Origin of the sequence: Mesorhizobium sp. M0751, assembly GCF_040320265.1 — a bacterium.
Taxonomy (GTDB): Bacteria; Pseudomonadota; Alphaproteobacteria; order Rhizobiales; family Rhizobiaceae; genus Mesorhizobium.
In genome coordinates, this window is sequence record NZ_JAMYPH010000036.1 from 1 (window position 1) to 23865 (window position 23865).

At 63.7% G+C, this 23865-nt stretch carries 25 protein-coding genes; 14 read left to right on the forward strand and 11 right to left on the reverse strand.

Annotated features, from left to right (window positions below; translation table 11 throughout):
- A partial coding sequence (locus tag NKI19_RS30895; RefSeq protein WP_352951275.1) for a GreA/GreB family elongation factor occupies positions 1-164 on the forward strand: 164 nt, incomplete at its 5' end.
- Positions 165-302: 138 nt separating this feature from the next.
- Here NKI19_RS30895 and waaC read toward each other — a convergent pair.
- Genes waaC through rfaD form a run of 3 tightly spaced genes read right to left on the reverse strand, consistent with a single transcriptional unit; the run spans position 303 to position 3204 of the window.
- Positions 303-1277 (reverse strand): lipopolysaccharide heptosyltransferase I, encoded by a 975-nt coding sequence (gene waaC / locus NKI19_RS30900; RefSeq protein WP_352489074.1) that lies wholly within the window; start codon positions 1275-1277, stop codon positions 303-305.
- A complete protein-coding gene (waaF, locus tag NKI19_RS30905) occupies positions 1274-2281 on the reverse strand; it encodes a lipopolysaccharide heptosyltransferase II (RefSeq protein WP_352489075.1) in 1008 nt (335 codons plus the stop codon). Before waaF ends, waaC begins: the two co-directional genes overlap by 4 nt.
- Complete coding sequence (gene rfaD, locus NKI19_RS30910) at positions 2254-3204, reverse strand: ADP-glyceromanno-heptose 6-epimerase (RefSeq protein WP_352489077.1); 951 nt, start codon at positions 3202-3204, stop codon at positions 2254-2256. Before rfaD ends, waaF begins: the two co-directional genes overlap by 28 nt.
- Before the next feature lie 176 nt (positions 3205-3380).
- On the opposite strand from rfaD, the gene NKI19_RS30915 reads away from it, so the two are divergent.
- The 3 genes from NKI19_RS30915 (at position 3381) to NKI19_RS30925 (ending at position 6214) form a co-directional block, all read left to right on the forward strand.
- Positions 3381-4013 carry a LysE family translocator gene (locus tag NKI19_RS30915; protein WP_352489078.1) on the forward strand — a complete coding sequence of 211 codons (633 nt, stop codon included), beginning with the start codon at positions 3381-3383 and terminating at the stop codon, positions 4011-4013.
- Between the two features lie 139 nt (positions 4014-4152).
- A complete protein-coding gene (rfaE1, locus tag NKI19_RS30920) occupies positions 4153-5631 on the forward strand; it encodes a D-glycero-beta-D-manno-heptose-7-phosphate kinase (RefSeq protein ID WP_352489079.1) in 1479 nt (492 codons plus the stop codon).
- Positions 5632-5638: 7 nt separating this feature from the next.
- Positions 5639-6214: a D-sedoheptulose-7-phosphate isomerase gene (locus NKI19_RS30925; RefSeq protein ID WP_352489080.1), complete on the forward strand. Its 576-nt coding sequence runs from the start codon at positions 5639-5641 to the stop codon at positions 6212-6214.
- Between the two features lie 440 nt (positions 6215-6654).
- Here NKI19_RS30925 and NKI19_RS30930 read toward each other — a convergent pair whose 3' ends face one another.
- The gene (locus NKI19_RS30930; protein ID WP_352489081.1) at positions 6655-7551 is read right to left on the reverse strand and encodes a DMT family transporter; all 897 of its coding nucleotides are present in this window, start codon (positions 7549-7551) and stop codon (positions 6655-6657) included.
- 209 nt (positions 7552-7760) lie between these two features.
- The gene (locus tag NKI19_RS30935) at positions 7761-8237 is read right to left on the reverse strand and encodes an Lrp/AsnC family transcriptional regulator (protein WP_352489082.1); all 477 of its coding nucleotides are present in this window, start codon (positions 8235-8237) and stop codon (positions 7761-7763) included.
- 266 nt (positions 8238-8503) lie between these two features.
- On the opposite strand from NKI19_RS30935, the gene trxB reads away from it, so the two are divergent.
- Entirely contained in the window at positions 8504-9478 is a 975-nt protein-coding gene (trxB, locus tag NKI19_RS30940; RefSeq protein WP_352489083.1) for a thioredoxin-disulfide reductase, read from the forward strand.
- Between the two features lie 97 nt (positions 9479-9575).
- Positions 9576-10472: a LysR family transcriptional regulator gene (locus NKI19_RS30945; RefSeq protein ID WP_023678345.1), complete on the forward strand. Its 897-nt coding sequence runs from the start codon at positions 9576-9578 to the stop codon at positions 10470-10472.
- Positions 10473-10732: 260 nt separating this feature from the next.
- On the opposite strand, the gene NKI19_RS30950 is transcribed toward NKI19_RS30945, so the two are convergent.
- The 3 genes from NKI19_RS30950 to NKI19_RS30960 form a co-directional block, all read right to left on the reverse strand.
- Complete coding sequence (locus tag NKI19_RS30950) at positions 10733-11230, reverse strand: methyltransferase family protein (protein ID WP_352489085.1); 498 nt, start codon at positions 11228-11230, stop codon at positions 10733-10735.
- 943 nt (positions 11231-12173) lie between these two features.
- Entirely contained in the window at positions 12174-14225 is a 2052-nt protein-coding gene (locus tag NKI19_RS30955) for an elongation factor G (protein ID WP_352489086.1), read from the reverse strand.
- A 164-nt stretch (positions 14226-14389) separates the two neighbouring features.
- Positions 14390-15256: an alpha/beta fold hydrolase gene (locus NKI19_RS30960; protein WP_352489088.1), complete on the reverse strand. Its 867-nt coding sequence runs from the start codon at positions 15254-15256 to the stop codon at positions 14390-14392.
- A 143-nt stretch (positions 15257-15399) separates the two neighbouring features.
- On the opposite strand from NKI19_RS30960, the gene NKI19_RS30965 reads away from it, so the two are divergent.
- Positions 15400-15999, forward strand: a complete 600-nt coding sequence (locus tag NKI19_RS30965; RefSeq protein WP_352566655.1) for a methyltransferase family protein — start codon at positions 15400-15402, stop codon at positions 15997-15999.
- A 30-nt stretch (positions 16000-16029) separates the two neighbouring features.
- Positions 16030-16425 carry a (R)-mandelonitrile lyase gene (locus tag NKI19_RS30970; protein ID WP_352489090.1) on the forward strand — a complete coding sequence of 132 codons (396 nt, stop codon included), beginning with the start codon at positions 16030-16032 and terminating at the stop codon, positions 16423-16425.
- A 6-nt stretch (positions 16426-16431) separates the two neighbouring features.
- Here the strand turns inward: NKI19_RS30970 and NKI19_RS30975 are convergent, their stop codons facing one another.
- Entirely contained in the window at positions 16432-17634 is a 1203-nt protein-coding gene (locus NKI19_RS30975; protein ID WP_352489091.1) for a pyridoxal phosphate-dependent aminotransferase, read from the reverse strand.
- Between the two features lie 204 nt (positions 17635-17838).
- Between NKI19_RS30975 and NKI19_RS30980 the strand changes: the two genes are divergently transcribed.
- The 3 genes from NKI19_RS30980 (at position 17839) to NKI19_RS30990 (ending at position 20328) form a co-directional block, all read left to right on the forward strand.
- Positions 17839-18732: an EAL domain-containing protein gene (locus NKI19_RS30980; RefSeq protein WP_352489092.1), complete on the forward strand. Its 894-nt coding sequence runs from the start codon at positions 17839-17841 to the stop codon at positions 18730-18732.
- Positions 18729-19583: an EAL domain-containing protein gene (locus NKI19_RS30985; RefSeq protein ID WP_352489093.1), complete on the forward strand. Its 855-nt coding sequence runs from the start codon at positions 18729-18731 to the stop codon at positions 19581-19583. Before NKI19_RS30980 ends, NKI19_RS30985 begins: the two co-directional genes overlap by 4 nt.
- Before the next feature lie 136 nt (positions 19584-19719).
- Complete coding sequence (locus NKI19_RS30990; protein WP_352489094.1) at positions 19720-20328, forward strand: glutathione S-transferase family protein; 609 nt, start codon at positions 19720-19722, stop codon at positions 20326-20328.
- 486 nt (positions 20329-20814) lie between these two features.
- Here the strand turns inward: NKI19_RS30990 and NKI19_RS30995 are convergent, their stop codons facing one another.
- Positions 20815-21027 carry a cold-shock protein gene (locus NKI19_RS30995; RefSeq protein ID WP_023678332.1) on the reverse strand — a complete coding sequence of 71 codons (213 nt, stop codon included), beginning with the start codon at positions 21025-21027 and terminating at the stop codon, positions 20815-20817.
- Positions 21028-21328: 301 nt separating this feature from the next.
- On the opposite strand from NKI19_RS30995, the gene NKI19_RS31000 reads away from it, so the two are divergent.
- Positions 21329-21655: a hypothetical protein gene (locus tag NKI19_RS31000; RefSeq protein WP_023719370.1), complete on the forward strand. Its 327-nt coding sequence runs from the start codon at positions 21329-21331 to the stop codon at positions 21653-21655.
- 50 nt (positions 21656-21705) lie between these two features.
- Here NKI19_RS31000 and NKI19_RS31005 read toward each other — a convergent pair whose 3' ends face one another.
- Positions 21706-22275 (reverse strand): methylated-DNA--[protein]-cysteine S-methyltransferase, encoded by a 570-nt coding sequence (locus tag NKI19_RS31005; RefSeq protein ID WP_352489095.1) that lies wholly within the window; start codon positions 22273-22275, stop codon positions 21706-21708.
- A 207-nt stretch (positions 22276-22482) separates the two neighbouring features.
- On the opposite strand from NKI19_RS31005, the gene NKI19_RS31010 reads away from it, so the two are divergent.
- A complete protein-coding gene (locus NKI19_RS31010; RefSeq protein WP_352489097.1) occupies positions 22483-23259 on the forward strand; it encodes a transglycosylase SLT domain-containing protein in 777 nt (258 codons plus the stop codon).
- A complete protein-coding gene (locus NKI19_RS31015) occupies positions 23252-23731 on the forward strand; it encodes a GNAT family N-acetyltransferase (RefSeq protein ID WP_352489098.1) in 480 nt (159 codons plus the stop codon). Before NKI19_RS31010 ends, NKI19_RS31015 begins: the two co-directional genes overlap by 8 nt.
- The last annotated feature ends 134 nt before the right edge of the window (positions 23732-23865 follow it).

A 23865-nucleotide genomic window follows, 5' to 3' on the forward strand; every position in this document is an offset into this window, starting at 1 on the left:
ACCAGATCGTCGGCGACCAGGAAGCGGACGTGAAGTCCGGCCGCATCTCGATTTCCTCGCCGATCGCGCGCGCGCTGATCGGCAAGGAAGTCGGCGACGCCATTGAGGTCAACGCACCGGGCGGCGCCAGGGGTTATGAGATCGTCCAGGTGCAGTTCATCTAGGACCTTTTGATAATTCTACTCTGGCGGCCGACTAGCGCGGTTTTCTGCGCTTCCGGTGCTCACGTACTTTAAGTACGCTCCGCTCCGGTTCTCGAAAACCACGCTATTCAACTCGCCAGAGCGAATTCTGAAAAGGTCCTATGCAGCGCCTTGTAATTTAAGCGCCAGCAATCTCTCGGCTTCCGCCATCACCTCCGGCGGCGTGACGCTGCGGCCGGGCCTGGCCAACAGCGTCGACGAGAATGGGCCGCGCGGGCCGGTCAGGCCGGGCTCGGTGGCCAGGAACACCGCCACCGTCGGCAGGCCGAAAGCGCTGGCGAGATGGGTCAGGCCGGTGTCGGCGCCAATGACCAGCGTCGAACCGCCGATGACAGCGGCGATCTCGGCAAGCGGCGACCTGGGAACCACCACGGTTTGCGAGACGGCGCCGGCGATCGCCTCGGCAACTGCCTTTTCCCGGTCGTTCGACCAGGTGGTGACCGGCGTCATTCCCTTGCCCACCAACAGGCGAGCGGTTTCGATCCAGTCCGCGACCGGCCATTTCTTGTCCTCGCGGCTGGTACCGTGCAGCAGGAAGGCGGTCTTTTCACCGGCAAAAGTCGACCTTCCGGCTGGCGGCACGATGCCCGATTCAAGCCGGGAAAAATCCGGCTCGTAGCCGAGCGCCAGGGCGAACAGCCGCCTCGTGCGCTCGATGGCATGCAGGCCGCGCGGCACGGCGTAGCGGTGGCCATAAAACAGGCTCGCCGAAGGCTCGCGGGCGCTCGAGCGATCGAACCCGGCGGTCGGTGCTGCCGCCAGCCGCGCCACCAGTGCCGATTTCAGCAAGCCTTGTGCATCGAGGACGAAGTCGTAGCGGCAATCGCGCAAGGCGCGGCGCAAGCCGACCACTTCCCGCCATGTGCCGGGCTCGAGCAGCTTCCTGCGCCAGCGCCGGATCGCCACGCTGTGGATGGTTTGGATGGCTGGATGCAGCGCCACGATGCCGGCGAAGGCCTCTTCGACACACCAGTCGAAGGAGACATCCGGCCGGGCGCGGCGCGCGTCCTCGATCGCTGGGAAGGTGTGGATGACGTCGCCCATCGACGACGTCTTGACGATCAGCACTTTCATGCGGCGGCCGGCATTTCCAGCAGCCGCTCCGCCGCCGCCACGACGCGTTCGACGTCCAGCGTCTTCAGGCAGTTGAGATGGCCGAGCGGGCAGATTTTTTTGTGGCAGGGCGAGCAGGACAGGCCGAGCCAGACCAGTTCGCGACGCTCGGCGAGCGGCGGCGTGTTCTGCGGCGAAGTCGAGCCGTAGACGGCGACGACCGGCGTGCCGACGGCGGCGGCGACATGCATCAGCCCGCTGTCGTTGGAGACGGCGAGCCTCGCCGCAGCGATCAGGTCGATGGCATCCTCGAGCCTTGTCTGGCCGGCAAGATCGACGGCGCCCGGCGCAAGCGCGGCGATTTCAGCCGTCACCTCGGCGTCGTTCTTCGATCCGAACAGCGCCACGCCAAACTCTTTCGCCATCATCTCACGGGCAAGGCCGGCATAGTGTTCGCTCGGCCACCGCTTGGCCGGACCGAATTCGGCGCCGGGCATGACTGCCACGAATTTCCCCGCCGTCAGCCCGAAACGGCCGAGCAGTGCCGCCTGGCTGGCTTGATCGACGACAAGCTTCGGGGCCTGGAAGGCGCCACCCCGAGCAAGGCTGAAATAGGCCTGCGCGGTGCGCCGTTTCAGGCGGTCGGGCAACGGCACGATGTCGGTCAGCAGCCCGTAGCGCATTTCTTTGAGATGGCCGACACGGCGCGGAATGCCGGCAAAGAACGGAATCAGCGCCGATTTCCAGCTTCCCGGCAGGATATAGGCCATGTCGTAGCGGCCGCGCAGCAGGCGGCCGAAGCGCCTTCGAATGCGGAATTCGAACGCGCCGGATTGCAGCGGCAGGTCGATCTGCTGGCGGATTTCAGGCATGCGCTTGACCAGCGGCGCTGCCCAGGCCGGCGCCAGCACGTCGATGGCGGCATCCGGATGAAGTTCCCTCAGCGCCGAGAACAGGCACTGCGCCATCACCATATCGCCCACCCAGCGTGGGCCGATCACGAGGATCGTTGGGCTTTCAGCCATTCGACATAGTCTCTGACGCCGGTTTCCACTGTGCGGAACTGGCCATTGTAACCGGCTGCGCGCAAGCGGGACATATCAGCTTGCGTAAAGCTCTGGTAGCTGCCCTTGAGGTGGTCGGGAAACTCGATGAACTCGATCTGGCCTTGGCCCAGCGTATCGATCACCGTTTCGGCAATGGCGCGGAAGGGCTGAGCCTTGCCTGTGCCGCAGTTGAAGATGCCGCTCGAGCCGCGTTTCCACAGCCACAGATTGACATCGGCGACATCGCCGACATGGATGAAGTCGCGGCTCTGTTCGCCGGGCCCGAAACCACCATAGGCGCCGAACAGCTTCGGGTTCTGGCCTTGCTCGACCTGGTTGAACAAATGGAAGGCGACCGAAGCCATGGCGCCCTTATGCGCCTCGCGCGGTCCGTAGACGTTGAAATAACGCAGGCCCGCCACAGGCGAATGGTCGGTATCGAACACGGTACGGCGGACATAGTCGTCGAACAGCTTTTTCGAATAGGCATAGACGTTCAGTGGCCGCTCGTATTGCGGCTCCTCGCGGAACTCGGCGCCGCCGCCATAGACGGAAGCGGAGGAGGCATAGAGGAAGGGCACGCGCAGCGCCAGGGAGGCGTGCAGCAGGCGCTTCGAATAGGTGTAGTTGACCTCCATCATGAACTTGCCGTTCCATTCGGTGGTGGTCGAGCAGGCGCCCTGGTGGAAGACCGCCTCGATGCGGCCGAGGTCTCCGGCCTCCATCCGCGCCAGGAAACCGTCCTTGTCGAGATAGTCGGCGATCTCGAGATCGGCGAGGTTGGCGATCTTGTGGCCGTCGGTGAGGTCGTCGACGACGAGGATATCGCTGAAACCGTCGGCGTTGAGCGCGGCGACGATGTTGGAACCGATCATGCCGGCGCCGCCCGTGACGATGATCATGAAAGCCTCTGGTACCTTGTGCCGGTTGTAGCCCTTGTGGGATTCTGGCCTTATAGGGGAGGCGGGCCGGGCTGTCGACAAAGCAGGTGGCGGGGCGGCCGGATGAGCGCCATAGTGGCGCCGCAAAGGTCTCGTTTCAGTCGGCGTGCCGGCCGACCGGCGACAGGAGCAAGGTAATGCCGTCAACCGAACTGCTTGTCGCCTTTTTCGCCACGACGGCGATCTTCGCCTATATCCCCGGTCCGGCCATGCTCTATGCCGCCGCGCAAACCATGGCGCGCGGCCGCTCGTCCGGCCTGATGGCGGCGCTCGGCATCCATCTTGGCGGCTACGTTCATGTCTTCGCCGCCGCTGTCGGCCTGTCGGTGCTTTTCCATGCCGTGCCGGTGCTTTACATGGCGGTCAAGCTGGTCGGTGCGCTGTATCTGATCTGGCTCGGTGTTTCGTTGTTTCGCGCCAAGGCGCAAGGCGACGTTGTCTTGCCGGGAATTCAGCCGAAATCCGCCCGCCGCGCGTTTTTCGAGAGCGTTGCCGTCGAGGTGCTCAACCCAAAAACGGCGATTTTCTTCATGGCGTTCCTGCCGCAATTCATCGATGCCTCGGCAGCGTTTCCGGTCTGGCTGCAGTTCGTCGTGCTTGGAACGATCGTCAATTTGATGTTCTCGTCGGCCGACATCGTTTGCGTGATACTGGCCGGCGCGGTGATCGCCAGGCTGCGGCGCTCGAGCCGGGCGCAGCGCCTGATGCGGCGCGCCGGCGGTACGGTGCTCGTCGGGCTGGGCGTGCATGTCGCGTTGCAGAAAAGCTGACGCACTGTCTCGCCGCCGCGATCGGTCGAAGGCCTGCCGTTGCGTCGGCTGAAATTGCGGTATATCGGCATCGCCATGAACGGCCGGCCCTGCCAATCGAATTTCCCGTCACTGAAAATCGGCCCTCCCACGCGTTGACATGATCAAGCTGCCCTCTCCCGAACCTCTTCACCGCGCCATCTCGCGCTTCGGCGGCGCCACCGTGCTGGTGGTCGGCGATTTCATCCTCGACCGTTTCGTCAACGGCGTGATCGAGCGCATTTCGCCGGAAGCGCCGATTCCCGTGCTGCACGGGCGCGGCGAAACGCTGGCGATGGGCGGCGCCGGCAATGTCGTCGCCAACATCGTTTCGCTCGGCGCTGCCGTCATACCGGTCTCGGTGATCGGCGCTGACGAGGCCGGCAAGAACCTCATGCGCATGCTCGGCGAATTTCGCGTCGACACCGGCGGGTTGGCGCAGGATGCCGATCGCATGACGTCGTCCAAAAGCCGGTTCAGCGCGCTCAACCAGCAGGTGCTGCGTTTCGACGAAGAGGAAATCAAGCCGCTGGGCGATGCCGAGCGCGCCACGTTGGTCGGGCATTTTCGCCAAGCGCTGGCGCGCGCCGACATCGTCATCCTGTCCGACTATGGCAAGGGCGTGCTGCTCGACGGCGTCGCCGGCGAGCTGATCTCGATCTGCCGGGAAGCGGGCAAGCCGGTGCTGGTCGATCCGAAGGGCAGCGACTATGCGCGTTATGCCGGCGCGACGGCAATCACGCCCAACCGAAAGGAACTCGGCGAGGCGGTCGGCCGCGCAGTGTTTGCCGACGACGAGATCGAGGCGGCGGCACGCCAGCTGATTTCGGCGCACGGTTTCGATTTCGTCGTCGCGACGCGCAGCGAAAAGGGCATGAGCGTCGTCGGTGCGAACGACGCTCGCCATATCGCCACGCAGGCGCGCGAGGTGTTCGACGTTTCGGGCGCCGGCGACACGGTGATCGCCACCTTCGCACTGGCTCTTGCGGCAGGGGCCGACCGCGTCATGGCCGGATCGATCGCCAACGCCGCCGGCGGCGTTGTCGTCGGCAAGCGCGGCACGGCGCGGCTGACGATCGAGGAACTCACCGGCGCGCTGTTTCGCTCGCACGGCCCGGTTGCCCACAAGGATGCCATCCTCGATGCCGCCGCCGCGGCGCGGCTGGTGGCAGCCTGGAAGGACGAGGGCTTGAGTGTCGGCTTCACCAATGGCTGTTTCGATATCCTGCATGCCGGCCATGTCAGCCTGTTGCATGCGGCGCGCAGCCAGTGCGACCGGCTGGTGCTCGGCCTCAACAGCGATGCCTCGGTGCGCCGGCTGAAAGGGCCGGGACGCCCGGTCAACGACCAGCATGACCGGGCCTGCGTGCTCGCAGCACTTGCCTCGGTCGACGCCGTCGTCATCTTCGAGGAGGATACGCCGCTTTCGCTGATCGAGGCGCTGAGCCCCGACATACTGGTCAAGGGCGCCGACTATACGGTCGATCAGGTGGTTGGCGCCGATGTCGTGCAGAAGGCCGGCGGGCGCGTCGTGCTGGTCGACCTCGTCGCCGGCAAGAGCACCACCGGCACCATCGGCAAACTACGCGCCGGGAACTGAGGGTTTCATGTCCGAACTGAACGATTACCTGGCCCGCTCGGCGGCCGCGATTTCGGCGATGGTCGAGCGCGACCTGACCAGCGAGATGGAGCGGGCGGTCAGCGCCGTCGTCGCCGCGCTTTCGCAGGGCAAGGCGCTGCTGATAGCCGGCAATGGCGGCTCGGCCAGCGACGCCATCCACATCGCCGGCGAGCTGGTCGGCCGCTTCCTCAGGGAGCGCAAGGCCTACAACGTCATCGCGCTGCCGGCCAATGCGGCGGTGCTGACCGCCTGGGGTAATGATTACGGCTTCGACACGGTGTTTGCACGCCAGGTCGAGGCGCATGGCTCGGCGGGCGCCGTGCTGCTCGCCATCTCGACCAGCGGCAATTCGCCGAGCATCCTCGCCGCCGCCCAACAAGCGCGCATGATGGGCATGACGGTGATCAGCCTGACCGGGGAGACCGGCGGCAAGCTGAAGCCGCTCTCCGACATCCTGCTCAACGTACCCTCGACCTCGACGCCGATCATCCAGCAGGGGCATCTGTGCCTCTACCACCATCTCTGCGAAATGGTCGAAACGCGCCTCTGCGACGGGGGGTGATCGTGTAGAGGCGGATCCGTTGTCAATGTTGGCGCCGCCCCTCATCCGCCTGCCGGCACCTTCTCCCCGTGAAGGACGGGGAGAAGGGACTAGCCTGCAAGCTCGGCGATCCCCCTCTCCCCGTCCTTCACGGGGAGAGGGTAAGGGTGAGGGGCAGCGCTAGCCTGTAGTGATTATTATTTGACGCATAGCCACATTTTGTTCTTGCTTTGTGCCGGCAGCTATGCTACTAATTTGGCTATGGGGATGATTCCACGGACGACCCGCCCGCCGAGGCGGGTTTTTTGTTTCCGGGTTTTTGTTTCGCAGCCGCTTTGCCCGGTTTCTCAAGGCGGCCAGGCGCCGTGGGTTCGATCTGAAACGATCGCTTATAGTTGGCGACAAGCTGGCGGATATGGAAGCGGCGCGCCGGCCTGTCGCGGGGCTGGCTGGTCGCGAAGTCAGGATTTTTGCGTCATCCAGCGGCGAAAAAGCCGGCCATCGATGATGAGCAGGCTCGCAATGATCAATGTCATCCCCGCGAACTCGAACGGCTCCAGCCTTTCCCCGAGAAACACCGTGCCAAGCAGGATCGCGCTGGCAGGCACCAGAAGCGTCACGAGGGAAGCGTTTGTCGCTCCGGCCGAGGCGATCAGGTTGAAATAGAGGATGAATGCCAGCGCCGTCGTGAAGACCGCGAGAACAGCCACTGCCGCCCATATGGGGACGCTTGACGTCACGATCGCCTCGGGACTGTAGAGAAGGAAAACGATCGGTAACATGACTATGGTGGAGGCAGTGAGTTGGCCGGTCGCCACCACAGATGGCTTCATGTTCTTGAAACGCTTGGCGTAGACGACGCCGAAGCCGTAGGAGATGGCCGCCCCGATCACGGCGAGCTTCGCCCAGGCAGGGCCACCAAGATTGGACAGCAGCCCGGGGCCGATCATGAGGGCGGCTCCGGCGATTCCGAGCCCCACTCCCGCAAGCTTGGTCGCCGACAACTTCTCATCCGCCGTCAGCAGGTTTGCAAGGAGGATCGTCCAGAGAGGTGTTGTTGCATAGAAGATAGAGGCAAGACCCGCACCAATCTCGGTTTGTCCTGTGAAGATCAGGGAGAACGGAATCACGTTGTTGAACAAAGCCAGGCACAGGAAGGGACCGGGCCTCGCCAGTGCGGGAGCGAAGGAAATGCCGCGCATCCTCAGCCATAAATGCAGGACCAAGGCGGCGATCGACACCCGATAAAGGACAAGGGCAAGTGGCGGAATCTCGGCTACCGCGATGCGCGCGAAGAAGAAGGTGCCGCCCCACAGAAAACCCAGAAGCAGCAACTGCCCCCAGTCGCTTGCCGACATTGAGCGTGTCAGTGCTGTCGTGCTCAACGCTTCGCCCGTCTAATTTCGGAGTGTAAGTTCAGACGATAATATGAATTAAACCGGCAATTATATTGGAAGTTTTACCTAAATCGACCAGATTTATTAGAATATTAATATTGGAATTAATATTCCAAGTGTTTTAGAATTCCTATTGTCGAATATCAAAGCTTCGGTTGCTGCGGTCCCGATCAGGCATTGAACGCCACTAAACCTTCATCCTTGACCCGGCGGATGGTCAGCGCGGTTCGCACCGTGTCGACATTGGAGGCCGAGGCCAGTTCTTCGATGACGAAGGTCTGGAAGGTACCGAGATCGCTCGCCACGCAATGCAGCAGGAAATCGGATTCGCCCGACACCATCCAGGCGTCGCGCACGATCGGCCAGCCGCGGGTGCGCTCGGCGAAGGTCTTGAGTTCGGCGTCGGCCTGGTGATGCAGGCCGATCAGGCAGAAGGCGACGACGTCGAGGCCGAGCGCCGGCGCGTTGAGCAGGGCGCGGTAGCCGCGGATGATGCCGGCCTCTTCCAATCGCCGGACGCGGCGCAGGCACGGCGGCGCCGAAATGCCGACACGGCCCGACAGTTCGACATTGGTCATGCGTCCGTCCTGCTGAAGCTCGCGCAGGATCTTCCAGTCGATGGCATCGAGATCGGCCTTGATCGGCATGGTGGCTTCCGTGCGGCTTCCGTGGTGACGCGAAAGAATCTTTCGCGACTTTGTAGTTAAACGACTTTGCTGTCTATTCCATCCGCTGGATCGAGGATTTTCGCATCATCTTGCTGCCGGTTGCTTGTCGCCGTCGCCGGCGCCGAAGCTTTCCGGGGACGAACGGCAACTTGCCTTGCTGGCGTCGCAGGCAACACTTACATTACGCGCAACAATCGACGAGAGTTCATGCCACAATCCATGGCTGCTCCCCGCAGAGGCTTTTCATGATCACCAAGCACGCGCCTGTTCTCATCATCGGCTCCGGCCCCGCCGGTTATACGGCGGCGATCTATGCCGCCCGCGCCATGCTCAAGCCGATGCTGGTCGCCGGCCTGCAGCAGGGCGGGCAACTGATGATCACCACCGACGTCGAAAACTATCCGGGCTTCTCCGAACCGATCCAGGGTCCATGGCTGATGAGCGAAATGCTCAGGCAGGCCGAGCATGTCGGCACCGATATCGTCAACGACATCATCACCGAGGTCGACCTCAACGTGCGGCCGTTCCGCGCCAAGGGCGATTCTGGCACGATCTATACCGCCGACGCGCTGATCATCGCCACCGGTGCCCAGGCGAAGTGGCTGGGCATTCCAAGCGAACATACCTTCATGGGGTTTGGCGTTTCGGCCTGCGCCACCTGCGACGGCTTCTTCTACCGCGGCAAGGATGTCGCGGTGATCGGCGGCGGCAATTCGGCGGTGGAGGAAGCGCTCTATCTCTCCAACCTGGCCAAGAGCGTCACCGTCATCCACAGGCGCAGCGATTTCCGCGCCGAGCGCATCCTGCGCGAGCGGCTGCTGCGGAAAGACAATGTCCGCGTCATCTGGGACACGGTGGTCGACGAGATCACCGGCAGGCCCGGCAAGGCGCCGCTGCCGCCTTCGGTCGAAGGGCTGAAGCTGCGCAACGTGGTGACCGGGCAGGAGATGCATCTGGTGGTCGACGGCGTGTTCGTGGCGATCGGCCACGCGCCGGCGGTCGAGCTGTTTGCCGGCAAGCTGAAGCAGAAGCCGAACGGCTATCTGTGGACGGCGCCGGATTCGACCCGCACCGACATGCCGGGCGTGTTTGCCGCCGGCGACGTGACCGACGATATCTACCGCCAGGCGGTGACGGCGGCCGGGCTCGGTTGCATGGCCGCGCTCGAGGCGGAAAAATATCTGGCAGGGATCGAGGTTCACCGCGAAGCGGCGGAGTGATTGTTCGACAAGCGGCTGAGAAGAGCCGCGCAAAAGCCTGATTTTTCATTCAGACGCCATAACAGGCGGACGCCAGAAAACAGGACGAGGGGAAATCATGGCGTTGGATTGGGACAAGCTACGCGTGTTTCACGCCGCAGCGGAAGCGGGGTCGTTCACCCATGCCGCGGAAACACTGCATTTGTCGCAATCGGCAATCTCCCGGCAGGTCAGCGCGCTCGAGCATGATGTCGGCGTGCCGCTGTTCAATCGCCACGCCCGCGGCCTGGTGCTGACCGAGCAGGGCGAGATGCTGTTCCGCACGGCGCACGACGTGCTGATGAAGCTTGAAACCATCAAGTCGCGACTGACCGAAACCAAGGACCGGCCCTCCGGCGTGCTCAGGGTGACGACCACGGTCGGCCTCGGCGCCGGCTGGCTGACCGAGCGCGTGCAGGAGTTCATCGAGCTCTATCCCGAGGTCAGCCTGCAGCTCATCCTGGCCAATGAGGAACTCGACCTCACCATGCGCCAGGCCGACTGCGCCATCCGGCTGCGCCAGCCGCAGCAGCCGGACCTCATCCAGCGCCGCCTGTTCACCGTGCATTTCCATCTCTATGCGGCGCCGTCCTATGTGAACAAATACGGCAAGCCGAATTCGATCGCCGAGCTGAAGACCCATCGCATCGTCACCTTCGGCGTGCCGGTGCCGGCGCATCTGTCGGAACTGAACTGGCTGGAGACGGTCGGCGATTTCGAAGGCGGGCAAAGGGTGCCGACGCTGCAGATCAACGACATCCTGTCGATCAAGCGGGCGGTGCAGGGCGGTGCCGGCATCGCCATGCTGCCCGATTACGTGGTCAGCAAGGATTCCGGGCTGGTGCAGTTGCTGCCCGAAACCGAAGTGCCGTCCTTCGATACCTATTTCGCCTATCCCGACGCGATGAAGAATCAGGCGAAGCTGCATGTCTTCCGCGATTTCATCATCGCCAAGGCGCGCAGCTGGTCGTTTTAGCCTCTAGCAGCGCGCCGACTTTTCCGAGCAACGGCGGCGATTGACGAAAGCTCGGTGAAAGCGTCCTTCTCCCCGTCGCTGTAGATGGCGGCAGCCAGATTAGGGGCGGCACCAGCCTTTGTCGTACTTGGCTTGGCTCGGCGATGGGCAGTGCTGATATGTTGCGCCGCCCCTCATCGCCCTGCCGGGCCCTTCTCCCCGTATAGTGACGGGAGAAGGGGGCCGTATCGCCGGTTTCGCCAATTGTCGGCGTCCAGAAATTACCCGCGCCAAGGTGTCAGGCGGGGCAGCCAGCCTGGTACGGCGCGGCGGTAGGCCTCGTATTCGTCACCGTAGCGGCGGGCAAGCGTCGGTTCCTCATATAGTTTCACGAAGGAGATCATGGCGGCCGCGGCGATGACTAGATAGGCGGCGACCGTCCAGCTGGAAAACAGCAGTGCCTGGCCGAGGATGATCGACAGCACGGCGACGTACATCGGGTTGCGGACATGGCGGTAGATGCCGCCGACGACCAGCCTTTCGGTCGGCGCGACCGGGGCTGGCGTACCCAGGCCCTCCAGGGCAAACCGAGCGAAGGCATGCAGCAGCACGGCTGTGCCGGCGACAACCAGCAGCCAGCCCACAGGAACGAAACCGGGCAGTCTCGACCAGGGCAGGCCATAACGGTCGGTCAGCAGCCAAGGCAGCAGTCCGGCGACCACGCCGGGCGCTACAGCAAGGAAGATGACGCTACCGGCGATCGCCGAAGCGGCCCGCATATAGGTCTCCTTACGGGCGCGCCCTTGAACGGTCTCCCGCAACGCGCTTCAGGTCTTGTCCGGCATGTAACCCAAACCGCTGCACCCTCAGCTCAAGCTCGATGGCGGACTTTTGGGCGGCATGCACCAGCAGGGTCTGGCTGCCGAAAAAACAAACGCGTGCTGCACGATTCCACGTCATCCTGCGTTTTTCGGCTTTCAGAGCAGGAATCGCTGCTGATTCGCGGCTGTGGATCGATTTTTGCCTTGCCGCACGTCGTATTTCAGCGATTCAACTGGTCCTATTGCGCTTCGGGACCGATTAGACCACAGCCGGCGCCTTTTTGCATGTGTGTGTTGCAAAATAGATGCTTGTTTCTTGGGCATGAAGAGCACATATATAGATCATCTCCTGAGCGCGTTCTCCTCCCATTAGCGCTCTCGAGTGTTCCCCTCTGGAGGTTAGCCTTAACAGGCACTTCCAATCAAACTCAGCCGGGTCTTCATTGATCCGGCTTTTTTGTTGCCCGAAACCAACACATCGCCAGAAAATCGGCCGGAACGGTCGCGTAACAGTGACATGTAACCTCGGGTAACATGCCGCGGGCGCGCCAAATCGATTAAGAAGAGCATAGGACGCGGTGTGGCTCGTCCGGGGGATGGGGGCATCACTCGGACGATCCGGGCTCAGGCAGCTACCGCGTCCGAACCTTCCTCCGCCGCCAGGCGCCGGCGGCAAGTATGCGGCGGACCTGCCGTTTCGCCTCCCACGAAGACGGTCCGCAACGAAACGGCGCCCGAATGATCCGGGCGCCGTTTCCTTGTGTGCTTCCTAAAAGCGCGTCGCGTTCGACCGGCCTCATGCGACGCGCTTTTAGGTCCTTGTTTGATGCATGTCGTTATCGCAAAACCGTCGCACACTTTTGCGCGACATGCATTAGTGTTCTGGCCGCAAGCTGCCGTTTCAGGCGGCCTTGCCGTTGGCGTTCAGCGCTTCGTCGGCCAACCGGCCGGTGAGTTCGGCCATGTGGTCGAAGACGGCCCGATAGCTGGCGACACCCGCCGTGGCCGAGCGCAGCTCGATGATGAGGTCGCCGATCTCGGCCTGCGGCATGGTCGCCTCGACGACGTCCCATCCCGGCCAATCCGGCCGCGCGTCGTAGCCGAGGATCTGGCCGCGCCGCTGCGGGATCAGCGCGATGATCTTCGACGTCGCATCAGACGGCGTGACGATCTCGACCTTCATCACCGGTTCGAGCAGCACCGGCGAACAGGCGGCCATGCCTTCCTTCATCGCCAGCTTCGCCGCCATCTGGAAGGCCATGTCGGAGGAATCGACCGCATGGTAGGAGCCGTCGGAAAGGTTGACGGCAACATCGACGACCGGGAAGCCGAGCGGGCCGGATTTCAGGTAATCGCGCACGCCGGTCTCGACCGACTGGATGTAGGTCTTCGGGACGACGCCGCCGGTGATCGTATCGGTGAACTGGAAACCCGAGCCGCGCGGCAGCGGCTTGATCTCCAGCACCACGTCGCCGAACTGGCCGTGGCCGCCCGACTGTTTCTTGTGGCGGCCGCGCTGCTGCGTCGCTTTACGGATCGTCTCCCGATAGGGCACGGCCGGCACATGGCCTTCGACCGGGATCTGGTTCTTGCCTTCCAGCCGCTCGCGCACGACGCGCAGATGCATCTCGCCATGGCCGGACAGCACGGTTTCGGCGGAATCCTGGTTGTGATGCAGGTTGAGCGAGGGATCTTCCTCGGCCAGGCGCTGGATGGCCGCCGACATCTTGACCTCGTCCTTGCGCTCCTTCGGTCGCAGCGCGAAGGCGAAGACCGGCTGCGGCGGCGCCAGCGTGACCAGCGGCTTGATGCCGCCCTTGGTCGAGCTCAGCGTCTGGCAGGTCCTGACGGCGTCCAGCTTGCCGAGCGCCACCGTGTCGCCGGCCTTGGCCGAAGTCAGCTTGACCTGGTCCTTGCCGAGCATCTTGTAGATGCCGGAGACCTTTGCCGTCTCGCCGGTGGGAAGGAACAGCTCGGCGGCGTCGGCGACCTGGCCGGACAGGATGCGCGACACCGACAGCTTGCCGCCATGCGCGGTGTGGATGGTCTTCATCACCTGGACCACGGTGGCATTGCCATCGGGAGCGCCGAGGCGCTGGCGCGTCGCTTCGATGTCGGGTGCGTCGTGACGGATGGCCTTCAACAGGCGCAGCACGCCATTGCCCTTCTCGGCGGTGCCGATCAGCACCGGTGTCACCGTGCCGTCGCGCAGATCTGCGGCGAGGTCGTCGAAGATCGCGTCCTTCGGCGGTTCGATCTCGTCCAGCAATTGCTCCATCAGGCGGTCGTCATGGTCGGCGAGCGTCTCCAGCATGGAAAAGCGCGCCTCGAGCTCGCGCGCCTTGTCGTCGCTCGGGATCTGGGCGACCTCGCTCTCGGCATATTCGCGGTAGATGTAGGCACGCTCCAGAGCAAGGTCGATCGAGCCGATGACGACGCCGTCCTTGCGCAGCGGGATCTGGCGCAGCAGCAGAGGCACCGAGCTTGCCGGCTGCAGCATCTTCAGCGTGTCGCGCACGCCTGATATCGCCTTGTCGACCTTGTTCAGGAACAGCATGCGCGGCACGCCGAGATCGTCGAGCTTGCGCATGATCAGCTGCAGGGCAGGGATCTTCTTCTCGTCGGCCTCGGCAACGACCACGGCGACGTCACAGGCGGCCAGCACCGGCTCGGCTTCGAAGGAGAATTCGATGGAGCCGGGACAATCGACGAAGGTGAACGGCTCGCCCATGAATTCGGTGGTGGCGAAGGTCGCCTCGACGCTCATGCCGTGAGCGCGCGCCTCGGGCGAATGATCGGAAACGGTATTTCCGGACGAAACGGGATTCTGGCGGGGAATGGCGCCTGTACGGGCGAGTATGGCTTCGAGAAGTGTCGTCTTACCGCTTGCGAAGGGACCGACTATGGCAATGCATTTCGGTCCCGTGCGTCGTCCTCCGGCGCGAGTACCCATGGCTGACCTCCACTCAGGCGTTTCCCTGTGAGCGGCGGCCGGCCTGTCGGCCGTCGCGGGCGAGGCTTTTTTCAATTTGCCACCTACCCAAAGGGCATCGTCCCACGGGCAGGCCGGGAGGGCAAGGGATTTGAGGTTGAAGGGATTTGAAGTTGAGGGTGGATTCAGCCGGTGCCGGTTAGGCGCGACGCCAGCGGCGTTGCGTCCACGCGCTGCACCGCCACCGCCTCGGCAAAGCGAGCGAGCAACGGATTGAACAGGTCCGCACGCTCCCAGAAAGGCGCATGCCCGGCACCGGAGATGATGTGGCAATGCTCCCACAGCGAGCCGTAGGCGAGCGTCTCAAAATAGCCGAGCCGGACGAACGGATCGTTCTCGCCATTGACGATTGCCACCGGAAACGCGGCCTGCTCGACCACTTGTCTCTGGTCAGCGCCCTTGCTGGTGAGCATGCCGCGCGTCACCGCGGCGCGCAGCCGGCTGTCGGTGCGCAGGATGGCTTGGCGGAAGGACGGATCGGCGGTGTCGCCGAAACACAGCGTCTCGAAGCGCTCGGCATCGCGTTCGGAATACGTCTTTTTGGACGCCAGCAGCATGTCCCAATGCGCGTGGAAGCCGCGCAGCATGCCGAAAGGGCCCTTGGATACCGGCGGTGCGCCGGTCAGCATCAGCCCGCCGACGGCGCGGTGAAAACTCGCGAGTTCGATTGCCACGTGCCCGCCAAGCGACCAGCCGAAGACGACGGCGCGGTCGATGCCCAAGGCATCGAGGAGCTGAGCCGCCGATTGGGCAAGGCCGGCGATGGTGTAGTCCGTCGCCGGATCACGGGCGTCCGACGATTCGCCATGGCCGGGCAGGTCGAAAGCAATCAACCGATGGGCAGCGGCCAACGGGCTGTCGAACTGGCGGGCGAATACGGCGCGCGAACTGCCCGAGCCGTGGATCAGGACAAGCGGGATGCCGGGTCCCGACGACTGGCTGAGACGCAAATCCGCCTGCGGCGTGCGGATCGTGCGGTGGGAAACGGCCATATCTGGTTGGACCTTGGGATTGTCTCCAGGTCAACATCGCATGCCGAGGTCACCATGTTGTTTAGAACGGTGGTTAAGAAATGATTTCTCGGTTTCTGCCGGGTATGATGACCGAATCCACCACAGCTAACCCCCGGAGCCTGATGATGGAATCCACGCTCGATCTTCTCGTCTCGATCAGCAGCATCGCCACGCTCGGCCAATATGCCTGGTCGATGCGCGGACATTTCCAGTCGCCGACCATGTCTCAAGGCGCCATGATCATTTCGGCCGTCGTGATCGGCACGGCGCTATTCTTTCTGGCGCTGCTGTGGATCGAGCGGCAGCCGGTTGCAGCGAAGATCGGCGGGCTCGCCATCCAACTGGCAAGCACGGCGCTGTTCTGGTGGGCGATCTCGGTCTCCCGCAAGGCGCGGCTGCGTTTTGCGTTCGATCCGGACAATCCCGACAGCCTGGTGACCGAAGGCCCCTATTTCCACGTCCGCCATCCGTTCTACACGTCCTACATCATCTTCTGGATCGGATGGGGCATCGCGACCTGGTCGGTCTGGGCGGTGGTGCCGGTCGCCGGCATCGTTACGATCTACGTGATCGCAGCCTTGGACGAAGAGCGAAAATTTGCACGGACAAGGTTGGCCGACGCCTACGACGCTTACCGCACGCGGACCGGCCTGTTCTGGCCGCGCCTTGCCCGTAGCCGGCAGGACATGCAGCCGGCGTCGGACGAAAGTGGTAGGCTCTAAGACACTGGATTGGATCGAGGACTTGCGACGATGAAAATTATTGCCTGCGGCAGCGTGCCGACGATTGTTGCGCCGGAAAAATACTTCACTGGCCGGGTGTTGCAGACGCCGATCATCGAGAAGGAGGCGCCGGCGCGGCTCAGGGCCACCATGGTCAGCTTCGAGCCCGGCGCCCGCACCCACTGGCACACGCATCCGCTCGGCCAGACGCTCTACGTCACGTCCGGTGCCGGTCTCGCGCAAAGCTGGGGCGGCCCGATCGAGGAGATCAGGGCCGGCGACGTCGTCTCTTTTGCGGCCGGCGAAAAGCACTGGCACGGGGCAGCACCGAAATCATCGATGACCCACATCGCCATGCAGGAGGCGCTCGAGGGTATGCATGTCGACTGGCTGGAGAAGGTCAGCGACGAGCAGTATGGCGGCTGAAACGTCTCAGACCAGCGCGGCGGTAAAGCGCTGGATGCGCGTGCAGGCCTCTTCGAGCAGAGCTTCCGACGTGGCATAGGAGATGCGGAAGTTCGGGCCGAGGCCAAAGGCCGAGCCGAAAACGACCGCCACGCCCTCGGCCTCGAGCAGTTCCGAGCAGAAGGTTTCGTCGCTGTCGATCACCTTGCCGCTCTTGGTCTTCCTGCCGATCAGCTGGGCACAGGAGGGATAGACGTAGAACGCACCCTCCGGCGAGGGACAGGTGATGCCGCGCGCCTGGTTGAGCATCGAGACGACGAGATCGCGCCGGCCCTGGAAGATCGCCTTGTTCTTCGGGATGAAATCCTGCGGGCCGTTCAGTGCTTCCACCGCCGCCCATTGGGCGATGGTGCAGGCGCCGGAGGTCTGCTGGCCCTGGATCATGTCCATCGCCTTGATCAGCGGCACCGGGCCTGCCGCATAGCCGATGCGCCAGCCGGTCATGGCATAGGCCTTCGACACGCCGTTCATCGTCAGCGTGCGCTCATAGAGCTTAGGCTCAACCTCGGCGATGGTCTTGAAGACGAAGTCGCCATAGGTCAGGTGCTCGTACATGTCGTCGGTCAGCACCCAGACATGGGGATGCTTCAACAGCACGTCGGCCAGGCTCTTGAGTTCCACTTCGGTATAGGCGGCACCCGATGGGTTGGACGGCGAGTTCATCAACAGCCACTTGGTGCGCGGTGTAATCGCCTTTTCCAGCACGGCCGCCGTCAGCTTGAAGCCGTTCTCGATCGAGGTGTCGGCAAAGGCCGAGGTGCCGCCGCAGATCGCCACCATTTCGGGATAGCTCACCCAGTAGGGCCGCGGGATGATCACCTCGTCGCCGGGGTTCAGCGTCGCCATGAAGGCGTTGAACAGGATCTGCTTGCCGCCGGTGCCGACGATGGTCTGCTCCGGCCGGTAGTCGAGATTGTTCTCGCGCTTGAACTTTTTCACGATCGCATCGCGCAGCGGCACGATACCGGATACCGGCGGGTATTTCGTCTCGCCGCGGCGGATGGCCTCGATCGCGGCGTTCTTGATGTTGTCGGGGGTGTCGAAGTCCGGCTCGCCGGCGCCCAGCCCGATCACGTCGCGGCCGGCGTTTTTCAGCTCGCGCGCCTTCTGCGTCACCGCGATGGTCGCGGAAGGCTTTACGCGGGAAAGGACGTCGGCAAGAAAGGCCATGACAAATATCTCCAGAAAGGACCGGCGCGGCGAAGGCGCCGCGGCGCCTCTCATGTCGCATCGTCTTGCCAAGCGCAAGCCCAGCGCAGGCATTGTCGAATGAGCCAGCGCGCAATGCTGGCAACAATAAATTCATCAACGATCGGTAAAAGCTTGAACGGCAGGGACCGTAGCCGGTCCGCCAGTCTCGCACAGCGAGGAACCGTGACGCGCAGCATCGGGCTTACCCATATCATCCGCCATGATGACGGCACCGCCAGCGGTGTCTGGGGGGTCTATACGCTGCAAAGCGCGTTCCAGCCGATCTTCGCCTTCAACAAGGGCAAGCTTTCCGTCGTCGCGTTCGAGGGGCTGATCCGGCCGTTCCGCGAAGGCGAGCCGCAGCCGCCAATGAGTTTCTTCAACAGCTGTCCGGCGGTCGACCGCCTGCATATCGAGGCGCTGACAAGGACGCTGCACCTTCTGAACGGCGGCGCCTGCCTGCCGCGAGACGCCTCCATCTTCATCAACTTCGATCCATCGGTGTTCACCGATCGCAGCATCGCCGACAAGGCGCTGCGCGACATGCGGCTGGTGCTGCACGAGGCCGACATCGATCCGCGCCGCGTCGTCTGCGAGGTCACCGAGCAGAAATCGGCGTCGCAGGAAACGCTCTACAATTTCGTCGAGGCGCTCAGGGGCAATGGTTTGCGCATTGCCGTTGACGATTACGGCGCTGACGAATCCGACATCAATCGCATCAAGGAACTCAGGCCCGACATCGTCAAGTTCGACGCCGACTGGATCATGACGCTGATGGAGTCCGGTGCCGGCTTCGCCTTGCTGACCGCCATGGTGACCAGCTTCGAAGAGCAAGGCATTCGTACCGTGTTCGAGGGCATCGAGACTGGCTGGCAGCTCGAGCTCGCCGAAAAGTCGGGCGCCTCGATGGTGCAGGGCTATGTGCTGGCGCGCCCCGAGCTTGCGCCAACCAGCTTTCACGTCTTCGACAAGAGCGGGCAGGCGGCCGCGGTGCCGGCCGAGACGGAGAAGGCGGCCACCGCCGTTTCGCCATCGCGGCGGCCGATGCGGGCCTTTGGCCGCAGGGTGGCATCGTGACCGGGCAAGCCGACATGCGGCGCAAGGTCGGCGAGGCGATCTTTGCCGACGAGGTCGGCATCGAATATGGCGTCTACGGCGCATTCCGGCTGAGGAGCGCCTACCAGCCGGTCTTCGCGCCGCGCGGCAGGTTTCTCGCCGCCGTCGCGGTCGAGGGGCTGATCGAGCCGCATCGTGTCGGCAGGCCGATGGCGCCGCAAATCTTCTTCGAAGGCGTGCCGGCAGCGGATCGGCTGTTTGTCGAAACCATGTGCCGGGTGCTGCATTTGCGCAATTTCCGCAACATCGGCGTCGACGGGCTCGACCTATTCTTCAACTACAATCCGCTGATCAACGATGACCCCGCACGGGCGCTGGCCGAAATCAGGCTGATGACCAGGCATCTGGCGGATTTCGGCCTGCATCCCGGCATGCTGGTCTGCGAGATCACCGAGCAGGCGGCCGGCGACAAGGTGCTTGTCAGCCTGGCGCGCGAGATGCGGCGCGACGGCGTCCGCATCGCCATCGACGATTTCGACACCGGGCATTCGACGGAAGAAAGGGTCGCCCTCGTGCAGCCCGACATCGTCAAGATCGACGGCACCTGGTTCGCCGAATTCTGCCGCCATGCCGCCGCCGAGCGGTTTTTCCGGCCGCTGGTTTCGACGCTGCACGACCGTGGCGCCAAGGTGCTGGTCGAAGGCGTCGAGAACGCCACGCATCTGCGCGTCGCGCTGGATGGCGGCGTCGACCTGCTGCAGGGCTTTTACCTCGCCCGGCCGGCGCTGGCCGGCACACTGTTCGACGAGGAGCCGCTGTCGATTGACGGACTGCTTGGCAGGGACAACAACGTCATCCCGCTGTTTGGGTAGGCGTGGTTCTCGACAGCTGATGCATCAGCGGCGCTGATGGTTACGCCAAAACAAATCACTGGATGAAGCCGCCGCTGCCGCGATAGAGGCTGGATCAAGCCCTGATACGGGTGGTTGCGAGCAAGGGGGAGCACCTATGATACTCTATGGAATGATCGACAGCGGCAATTGCTACAAGCCGCGCCTGTTGATGGCCAAGCTCGGCATCGCTTTCACCAATGTCGAGGTCAGCTCGCATACCGGCGACACGCGCAAGCCCGACTATGTCGCGAAAAACCCGAACGCCATGGTGCCGCTGCTCGAACTCGACGACGGTCGCCGGCTGGCCGAATCCAATGCCATCCTGCTCTATCTCGCCGAAGGCACGCGTTTCCTGCCGGCGGACAAATACGAACGCGCGCTGGCCTATCAGTGGCTGTTCTTCGAGCAATACAGCCACGAGCCTTATATCGCCGTGCGCAGAGCGCTGCTGACCTTCCCTGAAAGAGCCAGGGATGCGACGCCCGAGCGGCTGGCGCTGACGCTGGAGCGCGGCAACAAGGCGCTCGGCATCATGGACAAGCACCTGGCCGGGAGCAGCTTCTTCGCCGGCAATGCGCTCAGCGTTGCCGACATCGCGCTCTATGCCTATACGCACACGGCCGAGACCGGCGGGTTTCAGCTCGACGCCTATCCGGCGGTCGCTGCCTGGCTGCAACGGATCGAGGCCGACCCGGGGCATGTGCCGCTGGAGTGGGTAGGTTGAGTGCAACTCGCCAATCTTGCTGAGCAACATTGGGCCGAGCAACGTCGGCGATTGGCGAAAACTTCGGCGAAGGCGTCCTTCTCCCCGTCACTATACGGGGAGAAGATGGCGGCAGCCAGATGAGGGGCAACGCCAGCCTTCGTCGTGATATCGTGCTTGGCCTAGCGAAGGGCAGTCCTGATACGTCGCGCCGCCCCTCATCTCCCTGCCGGGCACTTCTCCCCGTATAGGGACGGGGAGAAGGACACTGCATTGCCGGTTTCGCCAATTGTCGGCGTTTGGAATCCAGACAGCAAAAAGGCGGGACAAAATCCCGCCTTCCCATGCTTGGTAGCCTGATCGGGAGCGCTTTGGCCGGGCCGGCAGCAATCTGCTGCTTCGGCTTGTCGGGGTCTTTCGCTCCGGCGCGCTTCTCGCGCGACCGCCAGTACATCCGTGACTTGCCGCGCGCCCCGGGCTATCGCCCGGCGCGCGCCATTTGCAAAATCAGGCTGCCTTGCTCAGAGATCCAGCGGACGACTTGCCAGTGCGGCGGTCCTGCTCGATCTCGAAGTTGATCTTCTGGCCTTCGACCAAGGTCGACAGTCCAGCGCGCTCGACTGCGGAGATGTGGACGAAAACGTCCGCGCCGCCGCTGTCAGGCTGAATGAAGCCGAAACCCTTGGTGGAATTAAACCACTTGACCGTACCTGTTGCCATTTCGATAGTCCTTTACGTTTGCTTTAGTTTGACTGGACCGAAACCCAGCCGGTTTGTATCGAGATTTTGGAGATAGAACGTCAGCAAACGCGAATATCGCGAGGCCCGGATCGATCGGCCGAAATATCAATGGACCGCATATAATATGCTTTCGCTCGAAAAACAAGACAGGGCGGAAAATGGCGCGGCGGCAACGCTGCCCAACGGCCGCCCCAATCGCGTGAGAGCGTCGTCGCTGCGCGACTGGCGCGGGAGGATCGCGCCGGCTTCGGGCGCGATCGGGGTTTTGGGGAGAGGGGCCATGAAAATCGTTCTGCTTGCCGCTTGCCTGACGCTGGTGGCCGCCGAGGCGCAGGCGGTCTCGCGTTACGATCCGACGCGCATGAGCTGCGGCAAGGTGCAGGCGACGATCGCGCGCGAGGGTGCAGTCATCCTGCGCTACAGATCGGCGCGCGTGCCGGGCCTGGCGCTCTACGACCGCTACGTGCGGAGCCAGCAATTTTGCGACATCGGCGAGGTCAGGGCGCGGGCCTCGGTGCCGAGTGCCGATACGAATTCCTGCACCGTCTACAAATGCAAGCGGGTGGAGATCGACCGCCGCTTCCGCCGGCGCCTGCTTCCGGATTAGGAGTTGAGACGACGTGCCGGATGTCGGCCTCACCTGAACATCGATAAACCCTAGAACCCGAACGACACCTGCGCTGGCGGCGGCGGGCCGACGCGCACGCCTTCCATTGCCAGCATCTTTTCCTTGGTGGCCGAGCCGCCGGGGGCGGAAAAGCCGCCGATCTTGCCGCCGGCGGCAAGGATGCGGTGACAGGGGATGACCAGCGGCACCGGGTTGGCGCCGAGGGCGGCGCCCGTCTCACGCGCCAGCCCGGCATGGCCGGCGCGCTTGGCCAGTTCGCCATAGGTGGTGGTTTCGCCGAAGGCGAGCTTTCGCGCCGCGTCATAGATCGCCAGGCGGAATTCGTCGACGCCGCTGAGATCGACCGGCACTTTGGAGAAATCGACGTCCTCGCCGGCGGCGTAGGCCTTGATCGAGGCGATCAGCTCGGCAACCCATTGCGGTTCGGGCTTCGCTGCCTGGTCGACGGCGGCATGGCGCAGCAGCCGGCGCTCGACCGCGTCGCGATTGCGCTGCGGCAGGCAGAGCCGGGTCAGTCCGGCCTCACTCCAGGCGATGCCCATGAAGCCAAGCACGGTTTCGAAGACCGCGTGACCGGCGGTGGCATGAGAGGCGTCCATGGCGTGCTCCTTTCCGGAATCCTTCGAAGTACAAATCCAGAACAATATCGCATTTCCCGGCCCGGCTCGCCACCCGAAAACCACCGGCTGCCGCGGATTGCCGGGGGAAAGATGCTGGTGTAAGGACTTCTTAACACCCGACGAACCGGACCCGAGCGCCGCTTGCCAGCAAAATTCCTCTTTCCCGTCCTAGCGGCGGTGTTGGCCGTGGCCGCTCTCAGTGGTTGCACCTCGACTTCGCCGGTGACCCCGGCGCCGGCCTTCACCGAAAACACGGCCAACACCGATGGCGGCGTCACCCTGGCGCTGCCCGACACGGTTTCGGTGCTGCCGGAACCATCCGGCGTCGCCCAGGTGGCAGCACTGCCGGTCGAGCCGGCCGCCGCCTTTGCCGGGCCGACGCCGCTGGCGGCAACTACCCCCGCCGTCATTACCGCCAATGCCCAGCCTGTTACCGCGACGCCAGCCGTGGCCATACCGGTCACCCAACAGACCGCAGCCATGCCCGGCGTTCAGCCGGTTTCCTACACGGTGCCGCAGAACCCGGCCGTGCTGGCCGCGACCGAACCGGTAGAGGGGCAGTCGAATGCCGGCGGCCGCAGCGAGATCGAGCGGCTGATCGAGAAATATTCCGCGCTTTACCAGGTGCCGGTCGATCTGGTGCGCAGCGTCGTCAACCGCGAGAGCACCTTCAACCCGAAAGCCTACAATCGCGGGCATTGGGGGCTGATGCAGATCAAGCACGCGACGGCGCGCGGCATGGGTTATGACGGACCGGCAAGCGGCCTGTTCGACGCCGAGACCAATCTGAAATACGCAGTGAAATATCTGCGCGGTGCCTGGCTGGTGTCGGGCGGCAACCCCAAGCGCGCCGACCGGCTCTACCAGAGCGGCTATTACTATGACGCCAAGCGCAAGGGGATGCTGGGCGAAACCGGCCTCGGCAGCGACAGCCTGCGCCGCCGCATGCAGCCTGATGCCTGAGCCGCGTCCGCCGGCACCAAATGACATCCGCCTGCGTAAGATCCTCGACGACACGCTTCTGGTGCCGCGCTGGCCCGCAGGTTTTTTCATGCGCGGCTTCGAAGCCGCCGATGCGCTCGCACTGCACGCGCTTTTGACCGCGGTGTTCGACGACGGCGCCGATGGGCCGTTCGACGAATGGTGGCCGCGCATTTCCGGCGACGCGGAATTCGACCCGGCTTTGTGTTTCCTCGTCATCGACGGCAAGGGCCGGCCGGCGGGCGCCGCGCTCTGCTGGACGCGGGCTTTCGTCAAGGACCTTGCCGTCCATCCCGAGGCGCGCGGCAGGGGCATCGCCGAGGCGCTGATGCGGCACGCCTTTGCGGTGTTTCAGGCAAGGGGCGCGACGCATGTCGATCTCAAGACCAACACGGTCGAGAACGCGGCTGCGGTCAGGCGGCTGGGGATGATCGAGGTGGATTGGGCGGGGTAGGGGGCGGCAAGCGGGCGCTCGACCGTAGAAGTCGGCGCCGCCCCTCATCCGGCTGCCGCCACCTTCTCCCCGTATAGTGACGGGGAGAAGGGGCTGGGCGCAGCGCTGGCACGCCCTTCTGCCACGCCGAAAAC

Excerpts from the sequence above, each read along its gene's own strand:
- waaC (WP_352489074.1), bottom strand. The coding sequence starts at position 1,277 with ATGAAAGTGCTGATCGTCAAGACGTCGTCGATGGGCGACGTCATCCAC.
- waaF (WP_352489075.1), bottom strand. The coding sequence starts at position 2,281 with ATGGCTGAAAGCCCAACGATCCTCGTGATCGGCCCACGCTGGGTGGGC.
- rfaD (WP_352489077.1), bottom strand. The coding sequence starts at position 3,204 with ATGATCATCGTCACGGGCGGCGCCGGCATGATCGGTTCCAACATCGTC.
- NKI19_RS30915 (WP_352489078.1), top strand. The coding sequence starts at position 3,381 with ATGCCGTCAACCGAACTGCTTGTCGCCTTTTTCGCCACGACGGCGATC.
- rfaE1 (WP_352489079.1), top strand. The coding sequence starts at position 4,153 with ATGATCAAGCTGCCCTCTCCCGAACCTCTTCACCGCGCCATCTCGCGC.
- NKI19_RS30925 (WP_352489080.1), top strand. The coding sequence starts at position 5,639 with ATGTCCGAACTGAACGATTACCTGGCCCGCTCGGCGGCCGCGATTTCG.
- NKI19_RS30930 (WP_352489081.1), bottom strand. The coding sequence starts at position 7,551 with ATGTCGGCAAGCGACTGGGGGCAGTTGCTGCTTCTGGGTTTTCTGTGG.
- NKI19_RS30935 (WP_352489082.1), bottom strand. The coding sequence starts at position 8,237 with ATGCCGATCAAGGCCGATCTCGATGCCATCGACTGGAAGATCCTGCGC.
- trxB (WP_352489083.1), top strand. The coding sequence starts at position 8,504 with ATGATCACCAAGCACGCGCCTGTTCTCATCATCGGCTCCGGCCCCGCC.
- NKI19_RS30945 (WP_023678345.1), top strand. The coding sequence starts at position 9,576 with ATGGCGTTGGATTGGGACAAGCTACGCGTGTTTCACGCCGCAGCGGAA.
- NKI19_RS30950 (WP_352489085.1), bottom strand. The coding sequence starts at position 11,230 with ATGCGGGCCGCTTCGGCGATCGCCGGTAGCGTCATCTTCCTTGCTGTA.
- NKI19_RS30955 (WP_352489086.1), bottom strand. The coding sequence starts at position 14,225 with ATGGGTACTCGCGCCGGAGGACGACGCACGGGACCGAAATGCATTGCC.
- NKI19_RS30960 (WP_352489088.1), bottom strand. The coding sequence starts at position 15,256 with ATGGCCGTTTCCCACCGCACGATCCGCACGCCGCAGGCGGATTTGCGT.
- NKI19_RS30965 (WP_352566655.1), top strand. The coding sequence starts at position 15,400 with ATGATGGAATCCACGCTCGATCTTCTCGTCTCGATCAGCAGCATCGCC.
- NKI19_RS30970 (WP_352489090.1), top strand. The coding sequence starts at position 16,030 with ATGAAAATTATTGCCTGCGGCAGCGTGCCGACGATTGTTGCGCCGGAA.
- NKI19_RS30975 (WP_352489091.1), bottom strand. The coding sequence starts at position 17,634 with ATGGCCTTTCTTGCCGACGTCCTTTCCCGCGTAAAGCCTTCCGCGACC.
- NKI19_RS30990 (WP_352489094.1), top strand. The coding sequence starts at position 19,720 with ATGATACTCTATGGAATGATCGACAGCGGCAATTGCTACAAGCCGCGC.
- NKI19_RS30995 (WP_023678332.1), bottom strand. The coding sequence starts at position 21,027 with ATGGCAACAGGTACGGTCAAGTGGTTTAATTCCACCAAGGGTTTCGGC.
- NKI19_RS31000 (WP_023719370.1), top strand. The coding sequence starts at position 21,329 with ATGAAAATCGTTCTGCTTGCCGCTTGCCTGACGCTGGTGGCCGCCGAG.
- NKI19_RS31005 (WP_352489095.1), bottom strand. The coding sequence starts at position 22,275 with ATGGACGCCTCTCATGCCACCGCCGGTCACGCGGTCTTCGAAACCGTG.
- NKI19_RS31015 (WP_352489098.1), top strand. The coding sequence starts at position 23,252 with ATGCCTGAGCCGCGTCCGCCGGCACCAAATGACATCCGCCTGCGTAAG.